The sequence below is a fragment of the Bradyrhizobium australiense genome (assembly GCF_013114825.1).
Classification (GTDB): Bacteria; Pseudomonadota; Alphaproteobacteria; order Rhizobiales; family Xanthobacteraceae; genus Bradyrhizobium; species Bradyrhizobium australiense.
In genome coordinates, this window is the sequence record NZ_JAAVLX010000012.1 from 49,706 (window position 1) to 63,216 (window position 13,511).

10 protein-coding genes and 1 pseudogene are annotated in these 13,511 nt (G+C 58.0%); 9 read left to right on the top strand and 2 right to left on the bottom strand.

Annotated features, from left to right (window positions below; all coding sequences use genetic code 11):
• Positions 1-184: 184 nt before the first annotated feature.
• Complete coding sequence (locus HCN58_RS30470) at positions 185-1,612, bottom strand: DUF1521 domain-containing protein (protein ID WP_171583053.1); 1,428 nt, start codon at positions 1,610-1,612, stop codon at positions 185-187.
• Between the two features lie 1,001 nt (positions 1,613-2,613).
• On the opposite strand from HCN58_RS30470, the gene HCN58_RS30475 reads away from it, so the two are divergent.
• The 9 genes and pseudogenes from HCN58_RS30475 to HCN58_RS30515 form a co-directional block, all read left to right on the top strand.
• Positions 2,614-2,901 carry a hypothetical protein gene (locus HCN58_RS30475; protein ID WP_171583024.1) on the top strand — a complete coding sequence of 96 codons (288 nt, stop codon included), beginning with the start codon at positions 2,614-2,616 and terminating at the stop codon, positions 2,899-2,901.
• A gap of 53 nt (positions 2,902-2,954) precedes the next feature.
• Complete coding sequence (locus HCN58_RS30480; protein ID WP_028350678.1) at positions 2,955-3,161, top strand: hypothetical protein; 207 nt, start codon at positions 2,955-2,957, stop codon at positions 3,159-3,161.
• A 120-nt stretch (positions 3,162-3,281) separates the two neighbouring features.
• A complete protein-coding gene (locus HCN58_RS30485) occupies positions 3,282-4,169 on the top strand; it encodes a SctD/MshK family protein (RefSeq protein WP_171583054.1) in 888 nt (295 codons plus the stop codon).
• Between the two features lie 29 nt (positions 4,170-4,198).
• On the top strand, positions 4,199-4,723 hold the full coding sequence (locus HCN58_RS30490) for a hypothetical protein (protein WP_171583055.1): 525 nt from the start codon (positions 4,199-4,201) through the stop codon (positions 4,721-4,723).
• Positions 4,724-5,164: 441 nt separating this feature from the next.
• A complete protein-coding gene (gene sctV, locus HCN58_RS30495; protein ID WP_171583056.1) occupies positions 5,165-7,282 on the top strand; it encodes a type III secretion system export apparatus subunit SctV in 2,118 nt (705 codons plus the stop codon).
• Positions 7,283-7,316: 34 nt separating this feature from the next.
• Positions 7,317-7,907: a tetratricopeptide repeat protein gene (locus tag HCN58_RS30500; RefSeq protein WP_235984029.1), complete on the top strand. Its 591-nt coding sequence runs from the start codon at positions 7,317-7,319 to the stop codon at positions 7,905-7,907.
• Between the two features lie 145 nt (positions 7,908-8,052).
• Complete coding sequence (locus HCN58_RS30505) at positions 8,053-8,916, top strand: Effector protein NopP (protein ID WP_171583057.1); 864 nt, start codon at positions 8,053-8,055, stop codon at positions 8,914-8,916.
• Positions 8,917-9,547: 631 nt separating this feature from the next.
• Positions 9,548-11,785 carry a T3SS effector XopP-like protein gene (locus HCN58_RS30510; protein ID WP_171583150.1) on the top strand — a complete coding sequence of 746 codons (2,238 nt, stop codon included), beginning with the start codon at positions 9,548-9,550 and terminating at the stop codon, positions 11,783-11,785.
• Positions 11,786-12,089: 304 nt separating this feature from the next.
• A pseudogene (locus HCN58_RS30515) lies at positions 12,090-12,176 on the top strand (HemJ family protein); the annotation flags it as partial.
• Between the two features lie 66 nt (positions 12,177-12,242).
• Here the strand turns inward: HCN58_RS30515 and HCN58_RS30520 are convergent.
• Complete coding sequence (locus tag HCN58_RS30520; RefSeq protein ID WP_171583058.1) at positions 12,243-12,920, bottom strand: GNAT family N-acetyltransferase; 678 nt, start codon at positions 12,918-12,920, stop codon at positions 12,243-12,245.
• Positions 12,921-13,511: the final 591 nt, after the last annotated feature.

The window sequence follows — 13,511 nt, forward strand, 5'->3', positions numbered from 1 at the left end:
CCAGTCGTGCCTTCGTTGCAGACTGCTACCGTCGGAGATATGCCACTCAGATCATCGAAAGCGTGAGAGCGCGGATAATGCATGGCCACCCCAAGCGAGGCGCTTCCCTGCGCGCTCGCGCTGAGGATTGGGAAAGCGGGCGACAGCGCCCGCTCCCATTTTCTTGAAGTGTGCCAGATCGGCCTCACCCGGCGGCCTGCTCATTGGCGTCAATGCTCGCCTGGTTGACCTGCCATCCGGATCTATCGACCCACCCTTGACCTTGCTCATATATCGTCTGTGCACCATCCGACGTCACCTGATCGAGGGTTTGGCCAGCATTGGACTGCGTCACCTTCAGATTGTTTGCACCATCCTTGTCGTCCCCGAGCCCCTCGACAACCATGGCGTTGTCGCCATTCGTGATGGTGAGCTTGGACGAAATGGTCTTGCCCTTGCCGTAGTCGACCGTATCCACGGTGATCTTCGTGCCATCGTCGAGTTGCAGGGTCATGCCTTTCTTGAAATCAAAGTCGTCCTTGCCGTCTCCATTAGCATCGACATGAGGATCGCCATGAATCTTCGAGACATGGCCGGTTTCGTTGTTGCGAACGGTCCAGGTGCCGTCCTTCTCGTCGGCGGTGATTGTATACTTATCGCCAAGGTGAATCGTTGCCTTGCCGTCGTGGACCTCATGCGACCACACCGGATTAGTTTTCGGTGGCGGGCTCTGGTTAACCGCAACTGGGGTCATCGACACAGGCGGGGGAGGAGGAACGAAAACTGGGGTATAGTAGTAGTACGATGGAGTAGCCAGCGGCTGAGGAGTGTACTGGGACTGAGAGCCGGCGCCCGGGGCGCGCCCCTCTTCACCAGCATCGATACTCGCCTGGTCCACCTCGCGCCCGGCGCCGTCGACCCACCCCTGACCTTGCTCATGGATCGTTTGTGAACCATCTGATGTCAGCGCATCGAGAGTGAGGCCAGCGTTTGACTGCGTCACCTTAAGATTGTTGGCACCATCCTTATCGTCACCGAGCCCCTCGACAACCATGGCGTTGCTGCCATTCGTGATGGTGAGCTTCGACGAAATGCTCTTGCCGTTGCCGTAGTCGGCCGTATCCACGGTGATCTTCGTGCCATCGTCGAGTTTCAGGGTCATGCCTTTCTTGAAATCGAAGTCGTCCTTGCCGTCTCCATTAGCATCGACATGAGGATCACCATGAATCTTCGAGACATGGCCGGTTTCGTTGTTGCGAACGGTCCAGGTGCCGTCCTTCTCGTCCGCCGTAATTGTATACTTATCGCCAAGGTGGATCGTGGCTTTGCCGTCATGGACCTCATGCGTCCACACCGGATCAATTGAGGACGACGGCTGGTTCTGGGCGACCGACGCGAACTGGGGAGGCGGCGGCGGGGCGAGAAGGGTTGGAGCGACGTAGGCTGGACTGAGTACGGGGGGAGCGACAACGACCGGACTATTTACCGGCAGGTAATGGTAGGCCCCCACCGGGACGCCGGCAGCGCCGGCGTACTGCCCCAATGCGACGTTGAACATTGGAACAGCGGGCACGCCTTCAGGCACGAGCCCTACCGCCGGATTGAAACCGCCCACCACGGGAAGATACGGCATTTTCATTCACTCCTATTGCATTGAAGGAAGCGACAGACTGCGAGGACCACCCGCACAATCAACTTGGCACGTTGCGCCGAGGCCCTTCAAAACCAATCCCAGGTCACGGCCAGCAGCAGGCGCTCTCGCGTTTCTGGTTGCAGGTGACAACAGCCTTGATCGGCGGACCACTTCTCCCCCTTGCCCCTCGGGAATCGGGACTCTCACGTCGAGCGTATCCAAGTCGCAGGAAATGTATCTGGAGTACCTGTCGAAAAGCTGACGATAGGATAATTGCCACCAGCACATCAGTCGTCGTGTCACCTGAATGTTGAGAGCATGTGATCACGACGAACCGCTCCTTATGATGGGCGTCGCAACAACGACATCTTTGGACGCGCGGCCGGCGAGCGACCACGCTCTCTGAAGGACGCCGGTCGAGCCTCTCGCGTGAATGCTCAAGACGGTCTTCAGGTGCCGTGGAGGGCCATAATCGGAACAGACACCTGTTCGAAATTAGTTTTGCTTCTTGTTGCGAGGCCTCGCACTTGCACACGTCGCCTTTTGTTCGCCCGATTGCTCGCTGGGCGTTACACCGTCCGCTTGCGTACTTTTGACTAATAAATATCGGCGTACGCCGCGGGCGGCGATATCTCGAGGACTTGTCCACGGCGTTACGACGCACCAGGCGATCCAGCCTGCACTCATCTGCTCAGGAGGCATGCTCCTTCAGCCCGACACCTGGCACAGCTCCACTGTCGCGGCGCGCTCCAGCACTACTAGGAGCACTTGACCTTTGAGATGCAAAACCTGCGCAGTCGCGTGCGCGCCAACGTCGGCCAAAATGCCGAGAGTACCGACACATTGTTCGGCGGGAGAAAAATCGGGCCCCCTCGACTCATTCCCCGGCCTTTGTGGTACTCGTCAGCTTCTCGAAAGGTAATCCTCCTAGGATCACAGTGCTGACCTCTAGGCGATGAGTCGTCTATTGAGCGTAGTAGAGATGAACACAGGAGAATGCGATGATTGGAGAAATGATCGGAAGCGCGGCTGGTGGATACCTCGGTGGGCCGCAGGGAGCGGCGATTGGTTCCGCTGTTGGTGGGGTACTCGACCAAGCCTTCGAGAAGGTTATTCACAAATTGGAGCCTGAGAAGGCTGATGCTGACAAGGTCGCCAAGGATAATGGCCCTGCCGCAGGAAAGACCCCGCAGTGTAGCCACGGCAACGGCGAATTGACGCTCTTGAATGGCGCGCCGGGCGCGCATGTAATGATTTCATTTCCTGCCGTCGTTACCCCAGCTGGTTAGGCGTGAAGCAGGTCATCAGTACCACTAACTTCCAAACAGAAAGGTGAGTCGATATGGTTTCCCCCGTTGGCGGTTCCCCCGCTGCATCCGAAGTCGCGACGAATCAGCAAACCGGTGCTACGGGTGCTGGCGATTTCGCCGCGCAGCTCGCCGAGCTCGAGCGTGTCAGCAAGCAAGCTCAGGCCAACAGCATCGTGATGCGCAGAATTACGACCGAGCTCTCGTCCGAAAAGAAGGTTGCCGACGAGCGCGTGAGTTAGCGCTGCAAGAGGGGCTCGCGGCCGCTCTTTTCGTGTGCTGGATGCTCTCTACAGCCTAACGAATTCGGAACCAGCCGTACGGCAACGCCGTACGGCTTCTCGTTGTTCAGGAGACTCTCCGTGAATGAACCCGCATCCGTTCATTTCGAAGTGCTATCAGGGCTCTATTCTGGGGTGACCGGTGAAGCGCCCGTCGGAACGAGCCTTATCGGAAGTGGCCTCGGTGCTGATATCGTCTTCGTCGAACAGGGGCTCGAGCCCAATCACTTCCGTCTCACGCCCCTGCACGATTCGATGGAGATCGAGGCCCTAGCAGGTGGAGTCAGCATAGAAGGAAGCGGAGAGATTGCCGTAGGCGAGCGGGTTGTTGTTTCTCTTCCCGCCGTCGTTCATGCGGGCATGCTGTCCATTCGCTGCACACAGGATTCGGGCCAAGGATCAATCGGCCTGTCGCGTGTCTCGATAATAGCAGCCGCCTTGGTCTTGCTGAGCTCCGTCGGGATCGCCACTCTTGCAATCAGCTTCCTCTTTGACGGCAGTGCCGGTGCACTGAGCCCCGAAGCGCCCCCTGTTGCCGCACTTCCACCCAAGCTGACGCTCAATGGTCCTGATGATCGCCCCCTCCATGCGGCCGCCGAACAGCTGCAAGAGGAGGTTAACAAAGCGGGACTTCTCAACATCAAAATCGGTCGTGGGCCAGGCGTGGTCAGCGCCGAAGGCACAGTGACACCTGCGACAGTCAGTAAATGGCAGGAGGTTCAGCAATGGTTCGATCAGCATACAAACGGGTCGCTGACACTCTTAAATGGAGTGACCGTGAAGGAGGATAAGCCGCCCTCCTCAATTGCTGTCCAGGCGGTGTGGCGCGGAGCCCACCCCTATCTTCTTATTGGTGGGCAAAAGTACTTCGTGGGCGCGCTGTTGAACGATGGATGGACGGTTGATCGAATCGAAGCGGGACGCGTACTGCTCAGCCGGAATGGACGGCTTGCTGCTCTCCCCTATTAGAGCTCCACCGCCGAGGAAAGGAGATCGTCATGACCAAGTTGCCCCAGCATCCTGTCGGACTTGGCACCTCTTCGCAAAGGCTCAATACCCACGACCATGAGCCAGCGAACAATCCGGCCGTCCTTCAAGTCCATAATTTAGAGATCCATGGCACCGATGGCGATGGCGAGAAGAGCCACGGGTCGGTTTGGCCGGATACCGAGGCGCCGGATCTGCTAATCGAGGCCGCGCTTGACGTCAACGATATCGATGCCGTCTCGCGTGTCAGTCTCAACGAGAGGCGCGTACGGATAGCTGAGCTCGATCCCCGTGCAGCACTCGCTTCACTTTATGGCCGCAATCTCGCAACTGGCCTGCTCTCCTTCGTGACACCACGCCTGCGTGATCCGGACGTGCTGCGAGCAGAGAAGCATAGTGTTCTTCTAGAGCGCTTGGCCGATAGGCTACGGGCCGGACCGGAGGATTCGGCGCGTGAAGGGACCGACGCCCTGCAGCAGGAGCTCCGCCGGCTCATCCTGCTCCGGCAGAACCAGAACAGCTTGATTGGGAGCTAGCATGATCGACTCGGGCGGAGCGCAATTCGCCAGTCCACCGCCGCCGGCCGATGCTTCCAAAATCGGCGATGTCTTGCCAATCTCCGGGCATGAGCGCGATTTGGTCTGCGCAATATCCTTCGTCCACCTTGCGTGTGGACAGAGCGCACGAGCTCTCGCTCTGTTGCGGCTCATTGCCCATGACGATTCGCAAGACGTCGACCTGCTTCGCATTCTTACCTATGCTCTCATTTCGGAGGGCTTTGGCGATGAAGCACTTGCGGTGCTCGATAGACTAGACACGCTTGACGACGAGCCCTCCTCGCGTCTGCCTTTGACGCTTCTCCGCAGTCACGCGCTACGACGGGCCGGCCGTATGGACGAGGCGCGGGCAGTCTTCCAAGACTATGTGTCCTTGCGTGGCAGGACAGCCCCAACGCAACAACAATAAGAAGACCCTCCATGGCACACCTTCTTCGTAAGCTTATCGTGCGCGCGCCATTCCACCCGGATTTCATGGTCGCGTTCATGCTGCTTCTGGCAATCGGAATGATGATCATGCCGATGCCGATCGTCGTGGTCGACATGCTGATCGGCTTCAATCTGGGCTTTGCCGTATTGCTGCTGATGGTTGCTCTGTATCTCAGTACGCCACTGGATTTCTCGTCCCTGCCCGGCGTTATCCTGATCTCTACCGTCTTTCGTCTGGCGCTGACCATCGCGACGACGCGGCTGATTCTCGCTGAAGGAGACGCCGGCAGCATCATTCATACCTTCGGTGAGTTCGTGATATCAGGGAACATCGCGGTCGGAATTGTTATATTTCTGATCGTGACCATGGTGCAGTTCATGGTTCTCGCGAAGGGAGCCGAGCGTGTTGCTGAAGTCTCAGCACGATTCACGCTCGACGCTCTGCCAGGCAAGCAGATGGCTATCGACGCGGAGCTACGCAACGGTCATATCGATCAGCACGAGGCACGCAGCCGGCGAGCTTCACTGGAGCGAGAAAGCCAACTTCACGGTGCAATGGATGGCGCCATGAAGTTCGTAAAAGGGGATGCCATTGCCGGCCTCATAGTCATCTGCATCAACATGCTGGGAGGAATCAGCATCGGACTGCTCTCCAAGGGCATGTCCGTCGATGAGGCGTTGCATCAATATACGCTGCTCACCATCGGCGATGCGTTGATTTCTCAGATTCCGGCGCTCCTCCTGTCGGTTACGGCCGCAACCATCGTCACGCGTGTAAATGGTCCTTCCAAGCTCAAGCTTGGTGCCGATATCATCAACCAACTCACGGCCAGTACCCAGGCATTGCGGCTAGCGGCCGGCGTCTTACTTCTCATGGGGCTGATACCTGGTTTCCCCTTGCCCCCGTTTCTCATGCTGGCCGCACTTTTTGCCGGGGCAAGCTATGTCAAAGGCGGGGTGCAAGGCGCGAACACGGGCTCCAAAACGGGCGCCAACGTTAGTGCTCCGACCTCAACACCAGCGCAGGCTCAAAGGCAAACCATACCTGCGGAGGCGCTTCCGGTCGCGGTCTTCTTTGCACCTAACCTGGTAAACGCGATTGATAGAGAGGAAGTTGAGCAGCACATTGCTCGCATTTCGGCACTGGTTTCAGCCGATCTTGGCATCACGATTCCCCGCATTCCAGTCCAGGTCGATCAACGTTTGGCCCAATCCGAGTTCAGGCTAGATGTGGAAGGGGTACCGGTTGAACGGGATCGAGTCGATCCGACGCAGCTCGCGCTCACCGACGACCGAGCGAACATTGAATTGAGTGGCATCCCGTATCGGCAAGATCCAGACACCGACCGGATCTGGATCGAACAGAGCCATGCACCGGCTCTCAAAGCGGCCGGGATCGGGCATCACCGTCCGAGCGAAATCATCGCCCTGCGCGTCAGTTCCGTACTGACGCGATATGCGCAGCGCTTGGTAGGCATTCAAGAGACGCGACAATTGCTTGCCCGGATGGAGCAGGAATATGCCGACCTGGTGAAGGAAGTGCTACGCACGACTCCAGTTCCCCGGATCGCCGATGTCCTGCGGCGCCTGCTCGACGAGGGTATCCCGATTCGTAACACCCGGCTGGTCTTGGAGGCGTTCGCCGAATGGAGCGAACGCGAGCAAAACGCCGTCCTGCTCACCGAATATGTCCGCTCCGGCCTAAGACGGCAAATCTGCTTTCGCCATGCCAACGCTCACCGTGTTCTGCCCGCCTTTATCGTAGAACGTGAAACTGAGGATGTAATTCGCAGTGCGGTTCGAGAGACTACCGTCGGGCCGTACCTCGCGCTGGAGGACCGGCATAGCGAGATGTTGCTGTCGCAACTGCGCCAGATTCATTCAGGCATGCCACCAGGTCAGAGCCAGCCCGTCATCCTGAGCTCGCTGGATATCCGGCGCTTCGTCCGCGGCTTTCTCACCCGCAACGGGATCGATCTTCCTGTTCTGTCTTATCAGGATCTCGCTTCCGATTTCACGGTCCAGCCGGTGGGGTCGCTCAAGCTTACAGGTCCCAAGGAACAAGCTCCGACAGTAGAACAACGCAACCGGCTTGCTACAAACGGCTAACAACAGTGCAGCAGTCGGTCATGAGATGGATGGCATGAATTCACTAATAACAACATTCGCTGCACGATTGTATGCATTCCATCCGCCCTCGCGCTTAGCTCTCTTTGCTTTATTCGCCACTCTTGCGCTTGGTGGTTGCGCCAGCTTGGATCATCAAGCTATCTCCGTTCAAGAGACGCCGCGGCCAGAGTTGCTGGGTGCCAAGGACATCGATCCTGCTATGCGCGAGCGCATTGCACACGCCCTCCTCCGAGTTTCCGACGAAGAGAGTTTGCGCGAGGCTCTGAAGCAAAAGCCGGACAATGTCGATGCGGCAATCTCGCTTACGCAGGCACTTCTCGCACAGAGACGCGCAGGCGAAGCACTTGAGGTAGCCGACAAGATCTTGCTTACAGTTCCTGGTGATTTGCGTGCCATGAACGCAAAAGGGGTGGTCCTCGACGCCGAGGGGCGCCATGATGAGGCGCAAGCGCTATATCGCGAGGCTCTCGCAGCGGCGCCAGGCAATCAGATGTTGCGCAACAATCTCGGCCTATCGCTCGCACTTGCTCGAAATGCCAATACCGGACATGCGAGCCTACAACCGCTTTCGCACGAGCCGCATGCGCTGGCGGGTTCGCCATAACGTAGCTTTCTCGTAAAAAGCCGGACCCTAAGCGATCAGCGCCTGCGCGTCAGCTGGTCGTCAGCTAGGCTGACTATCAACTTCGCCATGCCCACGAGCCTCAACTGAGTGCAAGAACACTTCACCGATAGGAAACCCAATCACCATGTATGGCCGAATCAACAGCTACCCCGGCGCTTCTGACGCTGATGAAATGAGATATTCCGGCACCAATCAGGCCCAATCTGATGCAGATAGCCAACGCTTTGCGGAGATGTTTGCTGGGATGCACATGGCTGCGCCGAGCGCTCCTTCGTCTTCGGCAGCAACACCCTCGTACTCCCTCGATCGCCGACCTCCTGTGGTGGAGATCAAAAGGTCTGAATTCGACGAAAAGGTGAGGGACTTTTATGGCGATGAAATCGATGATATCGCCGCGAAGCCACATATATACTCGCGTCCCATATCCTCGAAGGCCGAACGCACAGCACAAGTTGCCTATGACCACGGCAGGCAATCTGGCTCGAAAGACGCACGCTATTTCAGCTATCAGTTAGGCAACAAGAGTGTTGGACTTCTGAGAACGGAAGGCGGAGCTAGCATGAATGATGTGTTCAAAGACGAAAAGGCACGCGCGCGCTGGCGGGAACAGTTTCCGGGACGGACCGAACTCACATCCACTGTAGATTTTCGGGTTACTCATCCCCTCGTCGAGAACGCAGGCGATATTCTGTTGGAGCATCAGCTTCGGCTCGACGGCGAACGGCCTTTGCTCCTCTCTCATTCTGTCAATGACGAAGCAAAGGCGCGCGCGCGGGCGTTGGGTTTTGTTGAGGTGAGTGACTCGATGATGGTGCTTGACCCTACCAAGCATCCTAACAAGTGGACGAAGAATGATGATGGTGAATGGCAGCGGAAAAACAAGCCTCCATTGTATCTTAAAGCTACTGACACTAATGGCAGTGATACCAGCGGGGCCCAGCGTGCTCCAAATACCACGCCGGATTGGGACGACGATGACTTCATGTAGACTGGTCCGAAGAAGATAGATCACGCGAAACGAGACCGGATTGCGAGTGGGTCACAACACCCGCAGCACTTCAGGTTGCTCAAGAAGACTCATCGCCTACATGGCCCTCACCCGCGCTAAGCGTTGGTTTTGCGGGTTGGACAAAAGAGCGCGCCGGCTACTCTCATCGAGAGCTGGCAAATCGAGCGGCTATGGTCCAGCTTGCGAAATCGTCTCGGGGCAGCTCACCACAGGTTCGGTGGCCGCCACTTCCTCGTTCTGACCGCCCTCCGCGCAGGTCAGCACGATCCGAGCTCTCAGAGCCAGCGCTAGCGCGTTCTTTCGCAGCATCGTTAGCGACTTCAGTTCGGCACGCTCGTCATGTCGCTTTGTATCAAGGGTGCAAGTGGCTGGACCGCGATCAGACCTCCGTCGCTGTTGCCAGCGCTCATCTTTGGCACATCAACGCGAAGCTACGATGCGAACTTGTGACTCGGGATACTACCAACACGGCATCTTCCATGGAATTGGAAGCCAGGGTGATTTCGGATTTTCTTTGTGCATCCGGGAGAATGCGCTTCGTCAGCTTATTGTCAGCCAGGCCATCTACCTGGATGGGCTGCGCATTCTCGCCTGTATCGGAGGTTGGAACATGACGGGTATTGACCGACCTGGCAAATCGCACGTTGGGGCTGATGGCGCCGACAGCACGTTGAGCAGCTCGCGCTCGGAGTCAGGTCTTGCGCTTGAGGAAGGCAGCCAACGGTTCGATTCCGTCGTGGAGGGGATGCGCTCTGGTAGCCAGCCGCGCACTTCGGGTATGGCAGTCCCCATTCCCTCGACAGGCGACGAGATCCAAGCAACAAAGCGACAAATGGACCGCCTGCTTGAGGAACTTGACGCTTGCCGTAAGGCGGCCATGCAAGCGCAGAACTCGTCGGAGGCGCAAGAGCTGATCGATCAGCTCGTCGAGGCAAGCTCAAAAGTTCTGGACTACAGCGCGAGCCTGCCCCCGCATGTAGCGCGTAGCATTCTGTCCGACGATCAAGCTCGCCGACTCCGGAACGAGGCGCTCGATGCGGGGGACCAATGCAACACACTGGCCACCCCGACTATCTACGCCTTGGAGGAGAGCAGGAAGAGTGCGGCCGACGCGCTCGACCGGATACTCAAATTCAACCCTTCCCCCGACCAGCTGCGCCGCGCGGTTTCCAGTGTGGCGAACCACTATGAGGCGTGCATGGAGTGGTGGGGAAAGAAGGCATTGCGCTCGGAACGGATGCAGTCGGTCTGCGCCGCCACCGCCAACTTACCAAGTACAACGGCCGAGATGCGGCAGACCGAAGAGGCCGCACTGCGGCTGCACACCGGCTGGGCACTGTATACGAAGTGCATGCATCTGCAATCGCGGGTCGCTCTCGCGCAGGTCATGATTGAGCCGCTGGCGAGCACGTTCGAACCAGCCGTGAGGAACATCCTCATAGGTGAGAACGGGCAGGTGCGTCTGCTGGGAACCTTTATCGAGGATTTTTTTCCGGCATTCCTCTCGACGCGCGGCGCCGTTCTAAACGGCGAAGGACGCGCGCTGGACGCAGAGCACTGCGCCGTTCTGGAAGGCGTCATGGAGCGCCTTTCGGAATTTGCGTTGGCGTTGCACGACGTCGTCGGAAATCTAAGCGCTCTCGGAGCAGGTGCCGACCTCCCATTGGAACTGTTGGGCCAGATTGTGGAAGGTGCGTGGGTCACGGCGCATGAGGTCAAGCGCCTCTTGTCACTGCAGCCGAAGACCCCAGCCATTATTAGACCGCCGGCCGACGCTGAGGCTGCGATACCGGCCAACACTACCGGCAGGGTTGAGGCCGAAGGCACAACAACGCGCAGGAAGCGCAGAGGCAAGCGCACTCCGGTCGAGGGCGCCGGGAGTTCAGCGGCCAGGAGGATGCAGCCACAGGTCGCTACGGCCGACAAGGCCACAGCGCCAGCTGCCAAAGTTCTCGTGCTCTCGGATTTAGGTACGAAGAAGCTGGTGAGCGCGGAGGAGGCGCAAAGGCCGTCATCGTCGGCGGCGGCACACTTGGCTATCTGGCAGGCCCCCGCGTCGATTGAGGCACTGACGCCACTACTCAAGCGCTTGGACGAACTTTTGCAATTCGATCTGGCTGGACAGCAAAGGGCCGTCTCGCAAGCGCGCCAGATGAAACCCGAAGACGCTGACCACGTCGTAGACACCGTGGTTGAGCGCCTGCAGATACAGGCCGCCGAGATGCAGGCCTGTGTGGCCGCGTTGGAGGAGCCTCGTCGAAGTGGCCTACTCACGCCTGCGCAAGTGCCCGAAGTGCACGACAAAATAGTCCGGCTCAATATGATGTTGTCCCAGGCGAAGGGGCTGGCCAAAGCTGAGAAAGAGCGAAAGGCCACGACTATTATTGATTGCATGAAGACCTACGCCTTTCCCTCGCAGAAGCACCTTGAATACTTGCGGGCGGCCGAGGAGTTGGCGCCTGCGGATGTACCGCGCCCGTTGAAGGGCGAGCCAGGGACGCTGTTTGAGTTCAAGCTCCAACCCAAGGCGCTGAGTAATGGTGCAATGCCGAGTCCGATGTGGGTACACATCCACACGAACCGGCCGGTACTTGCGCGGCAATTGGCCACGCTAGATGACGCCGAGTTCGCCGCTAGCCACGTCAAATCCAATAAACAGCGCGGCTACAATCGGCAGTGGCAGAACGCCCGGGCCGCAACGGGTCACGAGAACGTCGTGGTCCACCGCGGCAAGCTTACGCCTGCGTTCTGTAAGTCCTTGTTGAGCAAAGTGCTTAGCGGCCACCCGCGCTATCCGCTTGCCGAGGCGGAGCACCTGTCGACGCAGGCCGCTCGACACGGGATGTAGTTGGGGGCTCTCGCGCTAGAGTGCCTATTGACGTCCGAAATCCGAAGCCAGCGGGCCGTGATCAGGTCAGGGGCCTTTAGCACCCGGTAGACTGAAAGCTTCCGCTTCGGTCTATAGCGCTCGTATCATTCGGCATCAGCGCACTCGTATCGATGAGTAACTCTTCTTTGGCCATTCCGGTTTATCCCGTCATGCCAAAGGCCGCCTTTCCCACTACAACAACCGTCGTAACATTCATATTTAAGAGACCCGCGCCACCACGCAGTGTGAACCTGGGACTGAGTTGACTCAGCGCTAGGTGATGATGCTTGGGGCGTGGATCAAGGCGCTGCATGTGATTGCCGTCATCTCGTGGATGGCCGGCATGCTCTATCTGCCGCGGCTGTTCGTGCCTTCCAACGGTTTTTTTTGTGCGTCAAGCTCGGCGTAGATCTTCTGGAAATCAGCGCGCTTGCTGTCATAGAAGGCCTGGGTTGTGGGACCGAGCGTCAGCTGCGGCCGCAGCACGGCTTTCTGGCTGCCCCAAAGCGCTGGGCCAACCCTTCGAGCTAGCAGCCTTTCGCAACATTGGCGTGAGCGGCGGCGAAGACCCATGTTGTATCTCACCAATGACCTTGAAGCCGTGGCGTTGATAAAAGGGAATGTGCTCAGCATTCGAACTTTCGAGGTACGCAGTAATGCCCTCCTCATCACATTGTTGAAGAGCGTATTGCATTAGCAATGTGCCAAGCCCCTCTCCTGCCCAGTTCGGATCGGTGGCAATGAGAGGCAGATACCAATGTGGCTCGGGCGGATGATGTTCGGCCATTCCCCGCCGCAGGTGTGCCATATCCTCGGTAATCCTCGGGCTCAGGGATTGCGCCATGATTTCGTCCAGCGCCGCCTCATCTTGTTGCACGCCGGGAGGGAGCCACAGGGCCGCGGCGCGAATCCCTCGCGTGATGTACGCTGTGCCATGCTCGAATGCTCGTCCGCCACAGGCGTTGATGAACTGAGGCATGCTCTGAACATATTGCCTTGCGTCAGGCCAACTCCACCGCATCAGCGGATCGGCGGCAAAGCCGAGCACCATTGTCCAGACGGCGCTTGCGCGATTGTTTGCGTTCGCACATTTGATGTCCGACTCCGCTCGCATATGTGATTTCCAGGTCTCAATCTAGGCGTCAGAGTTACAAGTGTGCAAGACAAATGGCTCTGAACGAAAGCAAAGGATACACGACATAGGCTTTCGTCGGATGCATTGGGCGTCCAGGTTAGCAAATGTCGCACGTTGAGATCGCAGATGACTAACGATCCTTCACACGATCTTGTAACGTATCACCTCGTCTCCCATTGAGCTGTTCTGGGTAGGGTCCGACATTCAAAACACGTGCCAACAGCGAAAGCCGCATATCTATCGCCCTCAGTCGGATGGTGCCGTTGTTCGAAGCGGATGGCGCGCCCCACCTTCTCGCGCCAAGCAACCTCGGCAAGCTCCCCAGGGCCGCCGCGATGCCGACCCCATGATCTCCGTCGTAACTCGGTTCATTCATCCAATGGATGAAGTCGACGATTAACTCACCGGCTTTCCTCTTCGTCTCTGAACTTTCGGACTGCGGCGTCGAGAAAGAAACAAACCCAAGGAATCGATACAGTTGTTTCATTCTAGGTGCGGCCAATGCTTGCTTGGCCCAAATATTGTCTCCGGTCGGCCGCTGAGGTGGGTGTGATGGATCTCGGCCTGAAG